The sequence below is a fragment of the Chromohalobacter marismortui genome (assembly GCF_004364315.1).
Taxonomy (GTDB): Bacteria; Pseudomonadota; Gammaproteobacteria; order Pseudomonadales; family Halomonadaceae; genus Chromohalobacter; species Chromohalobacter marismortui.
In genome coordinates this window covers 587,771-605,848 of record NZ_SOBR01000002.1, presented here as the reverse complement: position 1 = coordinate 605,848, position 18,078 = coordinate 587,771, and the positions used below count along the sequence as shown (strand labels likewise).

At 62.7% G+C, this 18,078-nt stretch carries 16 protein-coding genes; 6 read left to right on the top strand and 10 right to left on the bottom strand.

The window, feature by feature from the left end; translation table 11 throughout:
* The first annotated feature begins 114 nt into the window (after positions 1–114).
* From rho to C8E00_RS05985, 6 genes are all read left to right on the top strand, one after another.
* On the top strand, positions 115–1,374 hold the full coding sequence (gene rho, locus C8E00_RS06015) for a transcription termination factor Rho (RefSeq protein ID WP_133695681.1): 1,260 nt from the start codon (positions 115–117) through the stop codon (positions 1,372–1,374).
* A 300-nt stretch (positions 1,375–1,674) separates the two neighbouring features.
* A complete protein-coding gene (gene ubiD / locus C8E00_RS06005; RefSeq protein WP_133695677.1) occupies positions 1,675–3,201 on the top strand; it encodes a 4-hydroxy-3-polyprenylbenzoate decarboxylase in 1,527 nt (508 codons plus the stop codon).
* Entirely contained in the window at positions 3,191–4,003 is an 813-nt protein-coding gene (locus C8E00_RS06000) for an NAD(P)H-flavin reductase (protein ID WP_133695675.1), read from the top strand. Before ubiD ends, C8E00_RS06000 begins: the two co-directional genes overlap by 11 nt.
* The gene (gene folM, locus C8E00_RS05995) at positions 4,000–4,713 is read left to right on the top strand and encodes a dihydromonapterin reductase (RefSeq protein WP_133695673.1); all 714 of its coding nucleotides are present in this window, start codon (positions 4,000–4,002) and stop codon (positions 4,711–4,713) included. The genes C8E00_RS06000 and folM overlap by 4 nt, the downstream gene beginning before the upstream one ends.
* Positions 4,714–5,223: 510 nt before the next feature.
* Entirely contained in the window at positions 5,224–6,294 is a 1,071-nt protein-coding gene (locus tag C8E00_RS05990) for a 3-deoxy-7-phosphoheptulonate synthase (RefSeq protein WP_133695671.1), read from the top strand.
* A gap of 99 nt (positions 6,295–6,393) precedes the next feature.
* Entirely contained in the window at positions 6,394–8,544 is a 2,151-nt protein-coding gene (locus C8E00_RS05985; protein ID WP_133695669.1) for a PhoX family protein, read from the top strand.
* A gap of 178 nt (positions 8,545–8,722) precedes the next feature.
* Here C8E00_RS05985 and ppk1 read toward each other — a convergent pair whose 3' ends face one another.
* From ppk1 to hslU, 10 genes are all read right to left on the bottom strand, one after another.
* Positions 8,723–10,924, bottom strand: a complete 2,202-nt coding sequence (gene ppk1, locus C8E00_RS05980; protein ID WP_133695667.1) for a polyphosphate kinase 1 — start codon at positions 10,922–10,924, stop codon at positions 8,723–8,725.
* A gap of 234 nt (positions 10,925–11,158) precedes the next feature.
* Positions 11,159–11,932 carry a twin-arginine translocase subunit TatC gene (gene tatC, locus C8E00_RS05975; RefSeq protein WP_133695664.1) on the bottom strand — a complete coding sequence of 258 codons (774 nt, stop codon included), beginning with the start codon at positions 11,930–11,932 and terminating at the stop codon, positions 11,159–11,161.
* Complete coding sequence (tatB, locus tag C8E00_RS05970) at positions 11,929–12,327, bottom strand: Sec-independent protein translocase protein TatB (protein WP_133695662.1); 399 nt, start codon at positions 12,325–12,327, stop codon at positions 11,929–11,931. Before tatB ends, tatC begins: the two co-directional genes overlap by 4 nt.
* Positions 12,328–12,333: 6 nt before the next feature.
* The gene (gene tatA / locus C8E00_RS05965) at positions 12,334–12,609 is read right to left on the bottom strand and encodes a Sec-independent protein translocase subunit TatA (RefSeq protein ID WP_133695659.1); all 276 of its coding nucleotides are present in this window, start codon (positions 12,607–12,609) and stop codon (positions 12,334–12,336) included.
* A gap of 37 nt (positions 12,610–12,646) precedes the next feature.
* Complete coding sequence (locus C8E00_RS05960) at positions 12,647–12,985, bottom strand: phosphoribosyl-ATP diphosphatase (RefSeq protein ID WP_133695657.1); 339 nt, start codon at positions 12,983–12,985, stop codon at positions 12,647–12,649.
* Positions 12,986–13,052: 67 nt separating this feature from the next.
* A complete protein-coding gene (gene ubiB, locus C8E00_RS05955; protein WP_133695655.1) occupies positions 13,053–14,675 on the bottom strand; it encodes a ubiquinone biosynthesis regulatory protein kinase UbiB in 1,623 nt (540 codons plus the stop codon).
* Positions 14,672–15,322 (bottom strand): ubiquinone biosynthesis accessory factor UbiJ, encoded by a 651-nt coding sequence (locus C8E00_RS05950; protein WP_133695653.1) that lies wholly within the window; start codon positions 15,320–15,322, stop codon positions 14,672–14,674. Before C8E00_RS05950 ends, ubiB begins: the two co-directional genes overlap by 4 nt.
* A 7-nt stretch (positions 15,323–15,329) precedes the next feature.
* Positions 15,330–16,076: a bifunctional demethylmenaquinone methyltransferase/2-methoxy-6-polyprenyl-1,4-benzoquinol methylase UbiE gene (ubiE, locus tag C8E00_RS05945; protein ID WP_133695650.1), complete on the bottom strand. Its 747-nt coding sequence runs from the start codon at positions 16,074–16,076 to the stop codon at positions 15,330–15,332.
* A 98-nt stretch (positions 16,077–16,174) separates the two neighbouring features.
* The gene (locus C8E00_RS05940; protein WP_133695648.1) at positions 16,175–16,558 is read right to left on the bottom strand and encodes a gamma-butyrobetaine hydroxylase family protein; all 384 of its coding nucleotides are present in this window, start codon (positions 16,556–16,558) and stop codon (positions 16,175–16,177) included.
* Between the two features lie 192 nt (positions 16,559–16,750).
* Positions 16,751–18,076, bottom strand: coding sequence for an ATP-dependent protease ATPase subunit HslU (hslU, locus tag C8E00_RS05935; RefSeq protein ID WP_133695646.1), 1,326 nt, complete (start codon positions 18,074–18,076; stop codon positions 16,751–16,753).
* Positions 18,077–18,078 lie beyond the last annotated feature (2 nt).

Sequence of the window (18,078 nt, the reverse complement as noted above, 5' to 3'; positions counted from 1 at the left end):
GTGGAACGGATTTCCTGGGGCCCTCTGAACGCACCGCGCGGCGCATGACCGCCTCCTGTCTTTTGTCCGGCAATCCCATTGCCTCGCCGACACGAGCAACCTCTGACGAAACCGATGAATCTTACCGAACTCAAGCAAAAAACCGTTCCCGAACTGCTGGATATTGCCCGGGAAATGGGCATCGACAATCTGGCACGTTCGCGTAAACAAGACATCATCTTTGCCATTCTCAAGAAGCATGCGAAAAGTGGCGAAGACATTTATGGCGATGGTGTGCTGGAAATCCTGCAGGATGGCTTCGGCTTTCTTCGCAGCGCCGACAGCTCCTATCTGGCTGGCCCCGATGACATCTATGTCTCGCCGTCGCAGATCCGTCGCTTCAATTTGCGCAAGGGCGATAGCATCGCCGGCAAGATTCGGCCGCCGAAGGAAGGGGAGCGTTATTTCGCGCTGCTCAAGGTTAGTCAGATCAACTTCGACCGGCCCGAAAACGCCAAGCACAAGATCCTGTTCGAGAACCTCACTCCCTTGTTCCCGCAGGAACGCATGGTGATGGAAGTCGGCAATGGCTCGACGGAGGATCTGACCTCACGCGTGATCGATCTCACGTCGCCCATCGGCAAGGGCCAGCGTGGTCTGCTCGTGTCGCCGCCCAAGGCGGGCAAGACGCTGATGCTGCAGAACATCGCCACGTCGATCACGCGCAACAATCCCGAGTGTCATCTGATCGTGCTGCTGATCGACGAGCGTCCCGAGGAGGTCACCGAGATGTCGCGCACGGTGCGTGGCGAAGTGGTCGCCTCGACCTTCGACGAGCCGCCCGCGCGCCACGTTCAGGTCGCCGAGATGGTGATCGAGAAGGCCAAGCGCCTGGTGGAGCACAAGAAGGATGTGGTCATCCTGCTCGACTCCATCACCCGCCTGGCGCGCGCCTACAACACCGTGGTGCCGTCGTCCGGCAAGGTGCTGACCGGTGGTGTCGACGCCCACGCACTGGAGAAGCCCAAGCGGTTCTTCGGGGCCGCGCGCAACATCGAGGAAGGCGGCAGCCTGACCATCATCGCCACGGCACTGGTGGATACCGGTTCCAAGATGGACGAAGTGATCTTCGAGGAGTTCAAGGGGACCGGCAACATGGAGGCGCATCTCGATCGCAAGCTGGCCGAGAAACGTGTCTATCCGGCGCTCAATATCCGTCGCAGCGGCACGCGCCGCGAGGATCTCATCGCCTCCGAAGAAGAGATGCAGCGTATGTGGATCCTGCGCAAGCTGCTCAACCCCATGGATGATGTGGCGGCGACGGAGTTCTTGATCGATCGTCTGAAGGATACCAAGACTAATCTGGAATTCTTCGAGGCCATGAAAAGGCGTTGATTCTGGCCTGCTCGCTCGGCAACACGGCGTTGAACGCCGGCTCGCCATGCTCATGTACTAAAGTACACTCCGCTGGTTCGCCGGAGTTCGCCTTGTTTTGCCTTTGCTCGCTGCGGCCAGCTCTCAACGCTTGATAATATGCTGAGGCGAGTGGCGCGCCCAGGGTTGGGGGCATAGCGCCTCCGGAAAGGCTGCCTCGGCTGACGCGTCAAGATATCGCCGGGCTGCAGACCGATGGGCGGTCAATGAAAGGGGCGGCATGTTATGCTGCCCTTTTCGCGTTTTGGCACGGAAAACCACATGAAGTATCGGGACTTGCGCGATTTCATCGCGGCGCTGGAGGAGCGTGGCGAGCTCCAGCGAATCACGGCGGAGGTCGATCCTTATCTGGAGATCACCGAGATCTGTGATCGCACGCTACGTGCGGGTGGGCCGGCGCTCTTGTTCGAGAACGTCAAGGGTCACGCCATGCCGCTGCTGGGCAACCTGTTCGGGACACCGGAGCGGGTCGCGCTGGGCATGGGCCAGGAGTCGATCGCTGCGCTGCGCGAGGTCGGCGAACTGCTGGCGTTTCTCAAGGAGCCGGAGCCGCCCAAGGGGTTCCGAGATGCCTGGGAAAAGCTGCCGATCTTCAAGCAAGTGATGAGCATGGGGCCCAAGACGTTACGCAAGGCGCCCTGTCAGGAAGTGGTCCACGAAGGCGATGAGGTCGACCTCGACCAGTTGCCGATCCAGCATTGCTGGCCGGGCGACGTGGCGCCGCTGGTGACCTGGTCGCTGGTGGTGACCAAGGGACCGCACAAGGAACGCCAGAATCTGGGCATCTATCGCCAGCAGAAGCTGGGCAAGAACCGCCTGATCATGCGCTGGCTCTCGCACCGCGGCGGGGCGTTGGACTTCCAGGAATGGCAACGCGCGCATCCCGGCGAGCCGTTTCCGGTTGCCGTCGCCTTGGGGGCCGATCCAGCGACCATCCTGGGGGCGGTGACACCGGTGCCCGACAGCCTCTCCGAGTATGCCTTCGCAGGCCTGTTGCGCGGGTCACGCACCGAGCTGGTCAAGTGTGGCCATGCCGATCTCGAGGTGCCGGCCTCCAGCGAGATCGTGCTCGAGGGCTATCTCTATCCCGACGATACGGCCCCGGAAGGTCCTTATGGCGACCACACCGGCTACTATAACGAAGTCGAGACGTTCCCGGTCTTTACCGTGGAGCGGATGACCCATCGCCGCGACCCCCTTTACCATTCCACCTATACGGGGCGCCCGCCGGACGAGCCCGCCATCCTGGGCCTGGCGCTCAACGAAGTGTTCGTGCCGATCCTGCGCAAGCAGTTTCCCGAGATCGTCGATTTCTACCTGCCGCCGGAAGGCTGTTCCTACCGCATGGCGGTAGTGACCATGAAAAAGCAGTACCCCGGCCACGCCAAGCGCGTGATGATGGGGGTCTGGAGTTTCCTGCGCCAGTTCATGTACACCAAGTTCGTGATCGTGCTCGACGACGATGTCGACGCGCGCAACTGGGAAGACGTGATCTGGGCGATCACCACGCGCATGGATCCGGCACGTGATACGGTCATGGTCGAGAATACGCCGATCGACTATCTCGATTTCGCTTCTCCGGTGGCGGGGCTGGGCTCGAAAATGGGGTTCGATGCCACCACCAAATGGGCGGGTGAAACCGACCGCGAGTGGGGTACGCCCATCGTCATGGACGCTGCCGTCAAGCGGCGTGTCGACGCGCGCTGGGAAGAATACGGTATCGCGACGCCGCCACCGGCCCCCCGCCATTCGCCCCCGAGCGACGAACGAGGACACGATGACGCCTAAGACGCTGACTTGCCATGTCGAATCGGTAGAAGACCTGACGCCCGATGTATTTCGCGTCCATCTGGCTGGGCGCCGCGAAGCCATCGCCCACGCGCCGGGACAGTACCTGGAGCTCAAGCTCGATGAAGAGACCTGGGTGCCGTTTTCCATCGCCAACGCGCACGCTGATGATGGCATCATCGAATTGCATGTCCAGCATTGGCCGGAACGCAGCAACTCGGCTCGTCTGCGCGAGATCCTCGTGCATGCCGCCCAGTTGACGGTGCGCCTGCCCAATGGCGGCTGCGTGTTGGATACGCACAGCCGGCGGCCGCTGACACTGATCGCGGCGGGTACCGGATTCGCGCAGATGAAGGCCATCGTCGAGGCGGCGCTGGCCAACGATCATCCGGGGCCGATTCGGCTGTGGTGGGCGGTCAAGTCGCCGCGCGATCTGTATCTGGAAAGCCTGGCGTTACACTGGGCCGCTCAGCATGCACACATCGAAGTGCACACCGTGGCCGAGGAGAGTACGACCGTGACGAGCACGCCTCCCGGGGTGACCCGCCATGTCGGGCGTATCGATGCGGTGCTCGCCGAGACCCTGGGAGATGTCGCCGGCGACGATGTCTATCTGTCCGGCTCGCCGGGCATGGTGTACGCCTGCATCGACACGCTGGTGCCGCTGGGGCTCGACCCCGAGCGCGTGTTTTCCGATGTCTTCGCCTATGCCCCGCGCGTGCCGTTGATTCCGTTGCCGGACGACGCGCCCGAATCGGCCCCGCTGTCACCCGGTGAGCGGCGCTTGGAGGACGATGCATGAGTCAATCGCCGATTCTCGTGACCGGAGGTGCCCAGCGCCTCGGGCGTCATTGCGTGGAGCGTCTGCTCGATGACGGCCAGCCGGTCATCCTGAGCTACCGTCGCGAGCGCGACGCCCTCGAGGCATTGCGTCGGCGGGGCGCGGTGACCCTGGGGGCGGATTTTTCCAGCGAAGCGGGTATCCTCGATTTCATCGCCCGACTCAAGGCGCAGACATCGTCGTTGCGCGCCATCGTCCACAACGCCAGCGACTGGGCGCCGGACAGCCTCGACGACGATGCCGGCGCCAATTTCGAGCGTCTGTTTCGCGTGCACATGCAGGCGCCGTACTTGATCAACCTGCATGCCCGCGAGCTGCTCGACGCCTGCCAGGAACCTCAGCGCGACATCATCCACATGACCGATTACGTCAGCCAGAAAGGATCGCGCAAGCATGCCGCCTACGCGGCGACCAAGGCAGGGCTGGACAACCTGACCCTGTCGTTCGCCGCGATGTATGCGCCAGACATTCAGGTCAACGCCATTGCACCGGCCTTGATCATGCTGGGCGCCGCCGACGACGAGGCCTACGCCGAGAAGGCCAAGGCCAAGTCGTTGATGGCCAAGGTGCCGGGGCCGGGCGTGATCTATCAGACGCTGCGTTATCTGCTCGACAATGATTTCGTGACCGGTGCGATCCTGCCCGTGGACGGCGGGCGGCACTTGCGCTGAGGGGCATCGGCCGGCGTGGACTTGTCAAATGACGACAGCCGTGTAGGATGAGGGCATGTTCAGGAGTCAACCGATGTCGATAGCCCCCATGATCGCAAGCATGCATTCCCTGCCGATTCAGGCAGTGGATGCTGCTCTGCGTGCGTTCTTTGGGTTCAGCTATTGGTATTGGTTTAGCCCCGGCGTGCCCGGCGATAGGGTCACATGACCTGATGCGCCACGAGGCACGCCCCATCCCGGGTTGCCTCCTGCGTCTTAGAACCCCCGGTCGGCAACCCGATCGGGGGTTCTTGCGTTTAATCCACCCCTTTTTTGATGAATGACACAGGAGCGGGACATGTTTGAGATCGGCAGCGCATGGCAGAGCCCCCAGGCACTATATTATTGGCGATTTAGCGACGTCCGGTCGGCTCTAGCGGCCACCTCCGACCGTGAAACGCTGGGTGGCGTCCACCGAACACGACGTTCCGCTGTCCACTCGTGATGGACAGCCCCAACTAGAGACTCGACATGAACGCACCCCTGACGATGCCCCAACGCCCCGACGTCGCCACGGCACCTTCTCATCAGCCCTTGCCCACGCCGGATGAACTCAAGCAGCGCCTGCCGCTGGGTGACACCCTCGAAGCACAGGTCGAACGTCAACGTGGCGAGATTCAGGCCATTCTTGATGGCCGTGACGACCGTCTGCTGGTCGTGGTGGGCCCATGTTCGATCCACGATCCCCGTGCGGCGCTGGAATACGCCGAAAAGCTCAGCGCACTTGCCGCGCACCTTGATGATCGGCTATTGCTCGTCATGCGTGTATACGTTGAAAAGCCACGTACCACCGTAGGCTGGAAGGGGCTCGCCTATGACCCGCACCTGGATGGCAGCGACGACATGGCGCACGGCCTGGAAGTGTCGCGGCGTCTGATGCGCGACATCGTCGCGTTGGGCATGCCCGTGGCCACCGAGCTGCTGCAGCCGATGGCGGCGCCCTACCTCGAGGACCTGCTCAGTTGGGTCGCTATCGGCGCGCGTACTACCGAGTCACAGGTCCATCGCGAACTGGCCAGTGGCCTGCGTGCCGCGGTGGGGTTCAAGAACGGCACCGACGGTAGCGTCGATGTCGCCGTCGCTGCGATGCAATCGGCCGCGCATCCGCATCGTCATTTCGCCATTGACGATGCCGGGCGTCCGGCGATGCGTGAAACGCAAGGTAACCCGCACACGCATGTCGTGTTGCGCGGCGGCCACGGCCAGCCCAACTACGATGAGGCGTCGGTGCACGCGTGTCGCCGGGACTTGCAGGCGGCCGGCATCACATCGCGTCTGATGGTCGATTGCAGCCATGCCAATTCGCGCAAGGACCACCGCCGCCAGGCCGAGGTCATGCTGGACGTGCTCGAACAACGGCTGGTCGGCAACCATGACCTGGTCGGCGTGATGCTCGAAAGCCACCTGCACGAGGGCAAGCAGCCGCTCACGCCGGGCGCGTTGCGTTATGGCGTCTCCGTGACCGATGCCTGTCTCGGCTGGGAAGGCACCGAACACCTGCTTACGGTGGTTGCCGAGCGATTGCGTGATGCATGCGCCTGAAGCGTACTTCATGGCACTGTCATATAGGTGGTTCAAGATATGACCTCATAACATGTCCCGACACGATGGGGTGTCGGTCGACCGTCGTGAGGAGAGACCATGAGCCAGGAAATCGAGAATCACAGCAATCTGAATCCGAGTACTAATGAGCCGTTCTCATCGGTGATGGCGCGTCGTGTGTCGCGACGCGACATCATGCGTGGTGGCCTGAGTCTGGCCGCGCTGGGCATGCTGGGCGGTATCGGTGGCCTCAATATGGCCCGGGCGCAGGAAAGCGGCGCCCAGAAGACGCCGCTGACGCTGGCCTTCGAGTCGTTGCGCGGCGCGCGTACCGATGCCGTGGTGGTCCCCGAGGGGTACACCGCTCAGGTACTGGTGCCTTGGGGTACGCCGCTCGATCAGCAGGGCATGGCCTGGAATCCAGAGCAAGAAATGACCGCCGAGGCACAGGCGCACAGCGTGGGGATGCATCACGATGGCATGCATGCCTTCTCGCTGGATGAGCAGAACGCCTCGCGTGACTTCCTGTTGGCCCTCAACAACGAGTACATCGACCAGAAAGCGCTCTGGGCACCGCGTGGCGGGCCGACGAACGCCGATACTGGCCAACGCCCGGCCGACGAGGTGCGCACCGAGATCAACGCGCATGGCGTGACCATCGTGCGAGTGCGCAAGCACAGCGATGGCACCTGGTCGCATGTACCCGGCGATGCCCACAATCGCCGTTTTACCAGCGCCACGCCGATGGCCCTGGCGGGGCCGGTGGCCGGCAGCGAATACGTCAGCACGCCCTATTCCCCGGACGGCACCAGGACGCGTGGTACCAACAACAACTGTGCCAATGGGTACACGCCTTGGGGCACCTACCTGACCTGTGAAGAGAACTGGCCCGAGGTCTTCGTCAATACCGGCGAGCGTCACGCCGACGATGCGCGCCTGGGGCTGCCCGCCGAGCGCGGGCGCTACGGCTGGGAAACCGCCGCCGGTAATGCCAGCGAGCGTGACAGTGAATTCGCGCGTTTCGATGTCACCCCGCGTGGAGATGGGCCGCGCGATGATTACCGCAACGAGACGCGGACCTTCGGTTATATCGTGGAAATCGATCCCTACGATGGCCAGTCCCAAGCCGTCAAGCGTACCGCCATGGGGCGCTTTCGCCACGAGGGCTGCTGGCCGGGCAAGCTGGTTGCCGGTGAGCCCGTCGTCTTCTATTCCGGGCATGATTCGCGCAACGAGTACATCTACAAGTTCGTTTCCGACGCCAAGTGGGATCCCGCGGATGCCAATCGACCCGGTGAAGATTACGATCGTCTTGCCATCGGCGCCAAGTACATGGATCGAGGCACGCTTTATGCCGCACGCTTCGACGCTGATGGCGGTGGTGAGTGGTTGCCGTTGACGCCGGAGGCGAAAACGCCCGAGGGCCGCACCTTGGCCAGTGCATTGGGCCTTGATGCCGATGATCGGGCCGGGGTGATCGTGCACACCTGCAGTGCGGCTGACGTGATGGGCGCGACCCCGATGGATCGCCCGGAATGGGGCACCGTCGACCCGGTCTCCGGCGAGGTCTACATGACCTTGACCAACAACTCCGACCGCACGGCCGAGAATACCGAGCCGACTTACACCAATGGCGGCGACTCCATTGAGGCGGTTCCGGCCGGATACGCCACGGCCCCCACCGATGCGGCCAATCCGCGCCCCCGCAATGAGGGCGGGCAGGTAATCCGCTGGCGTGAGTCGGCTCATTCGCCTACCGATTTCGAGTGGGAGATTTTCGTCTTCGGTGCCGCCGCAGACGACACGGTCAACCTCTCCGGGCTCACCGAGGCGAATCAGTTCGCCAGCCCTGATGGCTTGTGGTACGACGAGCGTGGCGATGGCCAGGGGATTCTTTGGATTCAGACCGATAACGGTTATGCCGGGGTGGCGGAATACACCAACAACCAGGTGCTGGCCGTGGTGCCCTCGTCGGTGAGTCGAGGCAATAACGATGCGTCGGTCATCAGCGCCGATGATCAGACCCAACTCAAGCGGTTCGCGATCGGGCCCAATGATTGCGAGGTGACGGGGATCTTTGCCACGCCCGACAAGACGGCGCTTTTCATCAACATTCAGCATCCCGGCAATTGGCCTGCGGACCCTGCCGTCGCGATTCAGGATGCGACGCGCACCGCTTCCGGAAGCGTGCGTCCGCGAGCGGCTACGGTGGTGATCCAGAAAGCCGATGGTGGCCAGGTCGGGGTGTAACCGCACGCTGGAAGTCTGCCGCTGCGCGGCTGGAAGTTGCAAGAGAAAACCGCTGAAAGAGAAAACCGCCTCCGTCGTCTGAGCTTGCAACGGAGGCGGTGTGGGTTAGGCTGCCTTAGAGCTTCGAGCTTCGAGCTTCGAGCTTCGAGCTTCGAGCTTCGAGCTTCGAGCTTCGAGCTCAGGGCTTGACGGCGTAGGCGTAGAGCAGGGTTTCCTGTGTGCTGATCGGTTCGGCATCCCCTGCCTCGAGGAGACGGTAGCGACCGTCGGTCTGCAGCTCCCAGCTTTGGCAGTTGTCGACCATGTAAGTTGCCAGGTCCTTGCGCACGCGCTGGGCGAGCTTCTTGTCGAGGAGCGGGAAGCAGGTCTCCACGCGGCGGAACATGTTGCGTTCCATGAAATCTGCGCTGGAGCACCAGGTCTCGGGCTTGCCGCCGTTGTGGAAGTGAAACACGCGGGTGTGCTCCAGGAAGCGACCGATGATCGAGCGTACCCGGATGTTCTCGGAGATTCCCTCGACCCCGGGACGCAGGCAACACATGCCGCGAATGATGAGATCGCACTGCACCCCGGCCCGCGAGGCGCGATACAGCGCGCGGATCAGTTGTGGCTCGGTGAGCGAGTTGCACTTGATGATCAGCTGTGCCTTTTGGCCCTTTTGGGCATGGCGTGCCTCGCGGTCGATCATCGACACCAGGCGGTCGTGCAGCACGAACGGTGCGTGCAGCAGTGTATCGATTTGACGTGGCTTGCCCATCCCCGAGAGCTGCTGGAAGACCTTGTGAACGTCTTCGCAGAGCGTTTCATTGGCAGTGAGCAGGCTGTAGTCGGTATACAGTTTGGCGGTCTTGGAGTGGTAATTGCCGGTGCCCAGATGCGCATAGTAGCGTAACGCCCCACGTTCGCGACGGACCACGTGGAGCATCTTGGCGTGGGTCTTGTAGGCCATGACGCCGTAGATGACGATGGCGCCGGCTTCCTGCAATCGAGATGCCAGGGCCAGGTTGTCGGCCTCGTCGAAACGCGCGCGCAACTCGATGACGACGGTGACCTCCTTGCCGTTGCGTGCGGCGTTGACCAGGGCGCCGACGATGGGGGAGTCCGCACCGGTTCGGTAGAGGGTCTGCTTGATCGCCAGCACGTCAGGATCGTCGGCCGCTTCTTGAAGCCAGTCCTCGATCAACGAAAATGATTGAAAGGGATGGTGCAGCAGAATGTCGTTCTGGGCGATCTGCGTGAACAGGCTGATATCACTCTTGATCTGACGCGGCAGGCCCGGCGTAAAGGCACGATACAGCAGGTCGGGGCGGTCGATATCGCTGAGAACCGACATCAAGCGCGTCAGATTGACCGGGCCGGATACGCGGTACAGATCCGCCTCTTCGAGCTCGAATTGGGTGAGCAGGAAGTGCGCCAGCCGGTCGGGGCAATTATCGGCCACCTCGAGGCGCACGCCGCTGCCGTAGCGCCGTGCCAACAGCTCGCCGCGCAGGGCCGAGGCGAGATCCGAGACGTCCTCGGGGTCGACGGCCAGGTCGGCATTGCGGGTCAGGCGAAACTGATAGCAACCACGCACTTCCATGCCGGGAAAGACCTCTTGGGCATGCGCGTGGATCATCGAGGAGAGAAACACGTACTCGGTATAGCCGGGCTCGCTCAACTCGCTTGGCAGGCGTATCAAGCGTGGCAGTGAGCGTGGTGCGGGCAGGATGGCCATGCCGCCTTCGCGACCGAAGGCATCGGTGCCCTCGAGCTCGACGATGAAGTTCAAGCTCTTGTTGACCAGGCGCGGAAAGGGATGCGAAGGATCCAGCCCGATGGGACTGATCACCGGCATGATCTCTTCGGCGAAATACTTGCTCACCCAGGCGGCCTGGCTGTCGGTCCACTGCGTGCGGCGGCGGAACCGCAAGCGTTGCTCTTCGAGCGCGGGAATCAAGGTCTCGTTGAGGATGCGGTATTGTCGCTCGACCTGCTCGTGGGCGATGCGTGATATTTCGGCCAGCACCTGGTGAGGTGGCATGCCATCGGCGCCGCTTTCCTCGCGGGCCAAGGCGATCTGATGCTTGAGACCGGCCACGCGAATCTCGAAGAACTCGTCCAGGTTGGAAGAGAAGATCAGCAGGAACATCAGCCGGTTGAGCAGCGGATGCGATGGATCCAGCGCCTGTTCGAGGACACGAATGTTGAACTGCAAGTGGGATAATTCGCGATTGAAATACAACGACGGGTCGTCGAGATCGGCTTCGGGAGATGGCGCGGGCTTGGCGTGAATGCCCGTACGCGTGCGGTTGACGCGAAGCGGAGGCGCTTCACCGCTCTCCTGGGGGGCTGCATTGTCATTACCGAGGGGGGCGTCGGAAGAGCGCGTACCGTCCATCATGAGCTCCCTAGCGTTGCTGGTGATCAACCGCAGGCTCAAAAGCCTGACACGCCTGCGTGACAGGAATGTGACAAGAGTGACCGCGCCTTGTCAGTATATGCATGAAACGGCGGGCATCACGAGCCCGCTCGCGGTGATGGCACCGGGGCGCGTGAGGCAGAGAGCCCCTTTCCAGGCTCTCTGCGATGACGGGCGTCGTGTTATCGGGCACACGCGCTTGAGAAAAGCATCCTAGCCTTCTCGGGCTGCGTCGGTGTCTCGACGGTGACGTGGCACCAGGCGGCCGAAGATGATGCCGACCTCGAACAGCAGCCACATGGGAATGGCCAGGAGGCTTTGAGAGACCACATCCGGAGGTGTCATCATCATGCCGATCACAAAGCAGCCGACGATCACGTAGGGGCGCTTCTTGCCCAGGCTTTCGACGCTGGTCGCACCGGTCCAGATGAGGAGAAAGGTGGCGATGGGAATCTCGAAGGCCGCGCCGAAGGCGAAGAACAGCTTGAGCACGAAATTGAGATATTGATTGATGTCGGTCATCACCGTGACATTCTCCGGTCCGGTGTGGACGAAGAAGTCGAACAGCAGTGGAAAGACCGCGAAATAGGCGAAGGCCACGCCGCCATAGAAGAGCAGGATGCTCGAGGCCAGCAGGGGAAATGCCAGGGCCTTCTCGTGCCGGTAAAGCCCCGGCGCGATAAACGCCCAGGCTTGGTAGAGCACGAAGGGAACGGCAATGAAAAAGGCCGTGAACAATGTCAGCTTGAAGGGCGCCAGGAACGGCGAGGCCACTTCGGTGGCGATCATCTGCGAGCCTGCAGGCAATAGCGCCATCAGCGGTTCGGCGACGAAGCTATAGATATCGTTGGAGAAGGCGTAAAGCGCGGCGAAGATGAGCACGATCACCGCCACTGCCTTGACCAGCCGCGAGCGCAGCTCGACCAAGTGTTCGATCAATGGCGTCTGAGCGTGCTCTTCCGTATCGGGTGACGGTGTATCGCTCATGGCGTGCTGGAATCCTTGGCGGACGAGGCGTCGGATGGTGTCCGGGAGGCACTGGAGGTCGACGTCGGGGCGTCATCATCTGCTTCAGGCGTCGCCGTGGGCCGCTGCGATCCGGCATGATGCGTGTCGGCGTCGGCGTCGGCGTGGCGTTCGACCCCATCGCGGACCTTGTGCAGGCCGGCGTCGAGCTTGCGCTGCTGTTCGTTGAGCTTCTGGCGCAGCTCCTCGGCTTCCAGTTGCGCGTTGATTTCGCGCTGCATGCCGGACACCGTGCGCTTGATTTTGCCTACCCACAGGCCCACGGTGCGTGCCGCCGCGGGCAGGCGTTCCGGCCCCAGCACCAACAGGGCCACGACACCGATGAGCATCAGCTCGAGAAAGCCCATATCGAACATGACGGCTTACTTCCGCTCGGTATTGTCGTCGACCTTGGACGCTTGCGAGGCGTTCGCCTGGGTGTCGAGCGTTTCGTCGTTGGCGTCATGCGCGACGCGCTGTTGCGTCGTGTCCTCGTCGTCGTGCGACGTTTTCTTTTCCTCTTCGCCGACGGCGCTCTTGAACCCTTTCACCGCACCGCCAAGGTCACTGCCCAGGTTACGCAACTTCTTGGTACCGAAGATCAGGATGACGATGCCGAGAACGATCAGCAGCTGCCAGATACTGATTCCACCTAACATGGAAGATCTCCTTCATACTCGGACATGGCCGAGCCGATTAGGGTGATTGGCGTGATGCCTTTTCTTCCAGCCCGGACGTTCCGAAACGCCGGGCCAGCTCATCCAGCACCGCCTGATGGTCGATGTCCAGATGCGAGAGCATCACCAAGCTATGAAACCACAGGTCGGCGGTTTCGGCGACCAATGCTTGACGCCTTTTATCGTCGCCGTGTTCGGCGTCCTTGGCGGCCAGCAAGGTTTCGGTCGCCTCCTCGCCGACTTTTTCCAGGATCTTGTTGAGACCCTGGGCATGGAGCTTGGCAACGTATGAGCTGTCGGGGTCGGCATGGCGGCGTGCGGCCAGAACGTCCGAAAGCTGGGAAAGCGTATCATTCATGATGTGACGGTTCCGAGACAAAGAGAATGGTGGGTGAATGATAGCAGCAACATCGCGCCCTGATGGATTAACGCCAGGCAATCAATAGCAGGCCGAGCGCGGCGGCGGCGAGCACCGGCCAAGGCTGGGATTGCGACCACTCCCATAGGGGTTGCCAGGCCAGGGCCAGGGCCAGCAGCAAGGCGCCGAAGCGCAAGCGCCGCGCCCGGGCGCCGGTCCCGCGCAGTCGGCGGCGCAAGGCATTGAGGGCCTCGGTCTGCTGGCGATGCTGGCGGTGGCTGTCTTCGCTGCGCGCGAGCGCCTGATGTGCCAGCACCGGCAGCTCGGGCAATTGCCGCGAGAGTTCCGGGGCATGCTTGGTCAGCGCGTCCCAGAAGCCGCGGGGCCCTGCGCGTTCCTTCATCCAGCGTTCCAGATAGGGCTTGGCGGTGCTCCACAGATCCAGGTCCGGATAGAGCTGGCGACCCAGCCCCTCGATGTTGAGCAGGGTTTTCTGCAGCAGCACCAGCTGCGGCTGAACCTCCATGTTGAAGCGTCGCGCGGTCTGGAAGAGTCCCAGCAGGACCTGACCGAAGGAAATGTCCTTGAGCGGTTTCTCGAGTATCGGTTCGCAGACGGCGCGAATGGCGGCGGCAAACTCGTTGGCACGGGTGTCCTCGCCGACCCAGCCCGATTCGATGTGCAACACGGCGACTTCGTAGTAGTCCTGGCGGAAGAAGGCGAGCAGGTTGCGGGCCAGGTAATCCTGATCCTCGCGGGTAAGACTGCCGACGATCCCGCAGTCGATGGCGATGTACTGCGGATCGTGAGGGGTCTCGGTCGACACGAAGATGTTGCCGGGATGCATGTCGGCGTGGAAGAAATTATCGCGGAACACCTGGGTGAAGAAGATCTCCACGCCGCGCTCGGCGAGTCGGCGCAAGTCGATGCCGGCGGCCTGCAAGGCGTCCATGTCGGCCACTGGCATGCCATGGATACGTTCCTGGACCATCACCTGCTTGCGTGTCAGCGACCAGTGGATCGCCGGCACGTAAAGCAGCGGCGAATCGCGGAAGTTGCGCTTGAGTTGCGAGGTGTTGGCGGCTTCCTTGTGCAGGTCAAGTTCATCGAAAAGCGTGGCCTCGTAGTCGGCCACCACCTCGACGGGGCGTAGTCGCCTGGCTTCGGGAACGCGTTTGAGCAGGCGCGCGAACGTATACAACAGCCCGATGTCCTTGCGCATCACGCCATCGATGTTGGGGCGGATGATCTTGACTACCACGTCTTCGCCGCTGTGCAGGCGTGCGCCGTGGACCTGGGCGATGGAAGCCGAGGCGAGCGGCTCGCGGGTGAAGTCGGCGAAGGCGGCGTCGATGTCCATGCCGAGCTCTTCCTCGACCAGTGCGCGGGCCTGTTCGCCGGGGAATGGTGGCACCTGGTCCTGCAGGCGTCGGAGTTCATCGGCGATGTCCGGCGGCAGCAGATCGCGCCGCGTGGAGAGCATCTGGCCGAACTTGACGAAGATCGGTCCGAGCGCCTCGAGTGCCAAGCGCAGGCGCTTGCCACGCGTGTTGGGGCCGGTGGGCAGGAGGCGTAGCGGCGAGAGCTTCATCGAGAACCGCAGAACCCCGGGCAGGCGATCGGCAGGAATCAACGTGTCGAGGCGAAAGCGCGCGATGACCCAGGCGATGCGAAACAGCCGCAAACTCACGACGTGTGCTCCTCCTGTCGGCGACGCTCGATCTCGCGGACTAGCCGGTCCAGGCGTGCTTCGAGCCGATCGGTGGCCAGGCTCAACTGCGTCAGGTGCTCGCGGGCGATTTCCCATTGCGTACGGCTGGGCAGTAGCCGCGCTTCCTCGGTCAGGTATTCATGCACGTCGCGTTGCAATTCGCCGCGCGTGCGCAGGCCGAATTTATTCAGGCGCCGCAGGCCCTGCGAAAGGCTATGTGCCGGCATATCGCCCAGCCAGTTCGCCAGTTCGGCTTCCCAGTCGATCTCCAGATCGCTGAGCAATTGACTGGCGCGTTCCAGTACATGGGTGCGGCCGCGTACCGACAGGCGCCCGGCAAACATCAGTGCCTCGACGCGTTCGCCACCCAGCAGGGCGCCCAGCGTCTCGGTGTCCAGTTCGACGACCACGTCGCTATCGGCTTCAGCAGGGTCGTGCTGGGTGAGCAGGGTGATGCCGTGGCTGTCGAAATGCACCAGTACGGCCAGCGCCGGACGCTCCAGGCGCAGTGATACGCGTTGTCCGGCAAGGCGCGCCAATCGTGAGGGCGATGCGGGATCGTGCGCGAGCAGCCCGTTGATCAGCGTTTCCGCACTGGCCAGCAGGGAAGTGAACATCACCGGCATGACGGCCTCATAGTTTGATGCCACGATGCAGGGCGACAACGCCCCCGGTCATGTTGGTGTACTCGACACGTTCGAGCCCCGCGCCTTCCATCATCGCCTTGAGGGTTTCCTGGTCGGGATGCATGCGGATCGATTCGGCCAGGTAGCGATAACTCTCGCCGTCCTGGGCGACCCATTCGCCCATGCGTGGCAAGACGCGGAAGGAATATTCGTCGTAGAGACGCGAGAGCACGGCACTCGCCGGCTTGGAAAACTCCAGCACCAGCAGACGACCGCCGGGCTTGAGCACGCGCGCCATGGAGTGCAGTGCAGCCTCCTTGTCGGTAACGTTGCGCAGGCCGAAGGCGATGGTGATGCAGTCGAAGCTATTGTCGGCGAAGGGCAGCGTTTCGGCGTTGGCCTGCACGTAGTCGACATTGTCGCCGACGCCATTGTCGAGCAGCTTGTCGCGGCCCACACGCAGCATCGAGGCGTTGATGTCGGCCAGCACCACGCGACCGCGGGGACCCACCAGGCGCGAGAACTTGAGCGCCAGATCGCCGGTGCCACCGGCGATGTCGAGCACGTGATGACCGGGGCGGACGCCGGCGCGCTCGAGGGTCAGGCGTTTCCAGAGGCGATGCACGCCGAACGACATGAGATCGTTCATGACGTCATAGCGGGCGGCGACCGAGTGGAAGACTTGCGCCACCCGGTCGGCTTTTTCCTCGACCGGAACTTCCTGATAACCGAAGTGGGTCGTGCGCTTGTCCATGACCTTTCCTTGGGCAGGCGTGGAATGCCCGCGCGGTGCGTGGAAGTGGGGCTGCATTGTAACGTCGCCCCCGGCGTTTGTCGCCACGCCTGGTGGCCTTATAACTCCTTGATGGTGATGGTGGTAGGCTCGCGCGAGGCGCCCGCCTCCTCGAGACGGCGCAGGTAATCGGCCCACCACTGTTCTTGATGGCGGGCCATTTCATAGAGGTAGTCCCAGCTGTACAGACCGCTGTCATGGCCGTCATCGAAGTGCAGCTTGAGGGCATAACGCCCGGCCTGGGTGATGTTCTTGAGGCCGACATCCTTCTTGCCAACCTGCAGGACGGCGGTGTCCGGGCCGTGGCCGCGAACCTCGGCGGAGGGCGAGAACACGCGCAACAGCTCCGCCGGCAAGCGGTAGGACGTGCCATCGGCATAGCCGAGCTCGAGCTCGCGGGCCTTCTGATGATAGTGAATGCGCGTGGGAACGGGTGCGGACATAAACACCTCCGGTGAGCTTGAAGCTGGAAGAGCGCCGCTGCGCGGCTGGATGCATGAGCAAAACGCTTAACTCAAGCGTGGAGAGCAGCATGCTGATTGTCGAGCTTCGAGCTTCGAGCTTCGAGCTTCGAGCTTCGAGCTTCGAGCTTCGAGCTTCGAGCGGCTCGTGGCCCGAAGCCCGAAGCACACGTCTTAGAGAATGTACCGCGACAGATCTTCGTCGGTGGCCAGTTCGCCGAGTTGCTCGTCGACATAGGCGGCGTCGATGGTCAGCGGGCTGGCCATGTCGCCGCCCTGGAAAGACGGTTCTTCGAGCAGGCGCTCCATCACCGTATGCAGGCGCCGGGCGCCGATGTTCTCGGTGCCTTCGTTGACCTGCCAGGCAATCTCGGCGATGCGGGTGATGCCTTCCTCGGTGAAATTCACGTCCAGCCCGTCGGTGGCGAGCAGTGCCTGGTACTGCTTGGTCAGTGCCGCAGACGGTTCGGTGAGGATACGCTTGAAGTCGGCCGGTGTCAGGGCCTGCAGCTCGACACGGATCGGCAGGCGACCCTGCAGTTCGGGGATCAGATCCGAGGGCTTGGAAAGGTGGAACGCCCCTGACGCGATGAACAGAATATGATCGGTGTTGACCATGCCGTGCTTGGTGGACACCGTCGACCCCTCGATCAGCGGCAGCAGATCGCGCTGCACGCCTTCGCGCGAGACATCGCCGCCGCTGCCTGAGTCACCGCGCTTGGCGACCTTGTCGATCTCATCGAGAAAGACGATCCCGTTCTGCTCCACCGCCTCGATGGCGCGGTGCTTGATCTGCTCCTCGTTGACCAGCTTGGCGGCTTCTTCATCGTGCAGCAGGTGCCGGGCTTCCTTGACGGTCACACGGCGCGACTCAGACTTCTGCTTGCCCATGTTGGAAAACATGCTTTGCAGTTGGCTGGTCATCTCTTCCATGCCCGGCGGCGCGGAGATGTCGAAGCTGCCCCCTTGGGGCGTGACCTCGATGTCGATCTCCTTGTCGTCGAGCTGACCTTCGCGCAGTTTCTTGCGAAAGGTCTGGCGCGTCGACGAGTCGTCACGGGCATGGTCGTACTCGCTGCCGCGCGGACGAGGCAGAAGCGCGTCGAGGATACGCTCTTCGATGGCATCCTCGGCCTTGTGGGCGACTTCTTCCTTGGCCTGTTCGCGGACCATCTTCATGGCCATCTCGACCAGATCGCGGACGATCGATTCGACATCACGGCCGACATAGCCCACTTCGGTGAACTTGGTCGCTTCGATCTTGATGAACGGCGCGCCGGCCAGCTTGGCCAGGCGACGGGCGATCTCGGTCTTGCCGACCCCGGTGGGCCCGATCATCAGAATGTTCTTGGGGACGACCTCGTTGCGCAGGCTGTCGTCGAGCTGCATGCGACGCCAGCGGTTGCGCAGCGCGATGGCGACGGAGCGCTTGGCTTCCTGTTGGCCGATGATGTACTGGTCCAGTGCGTGGACGATCTCGCGGGGAGTCATCTGTGTCATGA

Coding starts and splice junctions, on each gene's coding strand:
- tatC (WP_133695664.1), bottom strand. CDS start 11,932: ATGAGCGATACACCGTCACCCGATACGGAAGAGCACGCTCAGACGCCA.
- folM (WP_133695673.1), top strand. CDS start 4,000: ATGAGTCAATCGCCGATTCTCGTGACCGGAGGTGCCCAGCGCCTCGGG.
- C8E00_RS05940 (WP_133695648.1), bottom strand. CDS start 16,558: ATGTCCGCACCCGTTCCCACGCGCATTCACTATCATCAGAAGGCCCGC.
- C8E00_RS05950 (WP_133695653.1), bottom strand. CDS start 15,322: ATGCCGGTGATGTTCACTTCCCTGCTGGCCAGTGCGGAAACGCTGATC.
- ppk1 (WP_133695667.1), bottom strand. CDS start 10,924: ATGGACGGTACGCGCTCTTCCGACGCCCCCCTCGGTAATGACAATGCA.
- tatA (WP_133695659.1), bottom strand. CDS start 12,609: ATGTTAGGTGGAATCAGTATCTGGCAGCTGCTGATCGTTCTCGGCATC.
- C8E00_RS05990 (WP_133695671.1), top strand. CDS start 5,224: ATGAACGCACCCCTGACGATGCCCCAACGCCCCGACGTCGCCACGGCA.
- C8E00_RS06000 (WP_133695675.1), top strand. CDS start 3,191: ATGACGCCTAAGACGCTGACTTGCCATGTCGAATCGGTAGAAGACCTG.
- C8E00_RS05960 (WP_133695657.1), bottom strand. CDS start 12,985: ATGAATGATACGCTTTCCCAGCTTTCGGACGTTCTGGCCGCACGCCGC.
- ubiE (WP_133695650.1), bottom strand. CDS start 16,076: ATGGACAAGCGCACGACCCACTTCGGTTATCAGGAAGTTCCGGTCGAG.
- hslU (WP_133695646.1), bottom strand. CDS start 18,076: ATGACACAGATGACTCCCCGCGAGATCGTCCACGCACTGGACCAGTAC.
- ubiD (WP_133695677.1), top strand. CDS start 1,675: ATGAAGTATCGGGACTTGCGCGATTTCATCGCGGCGCTGGAGGAGCGT.
- C8E00_RS05985 (WP_133695669.1), top strand. CDS start 6,394: ATGAGCCAGGAAATCGAGAATCACAGCAATCTGAATCCGAGTACTAAT.
- tatB (WP_133695662.1), bottom strand. CDS start 12,327: ATGTTCGATATGGGCTTTCTCGAGCTGATGCTCATCGGTGTCGTGGCC.
- rho (WP_133695681.1), top strand. CDS start 115: ATGAATCTTACCGAACTCAAGCAAAAAACCGTTCCCGAACTGCTGGAT.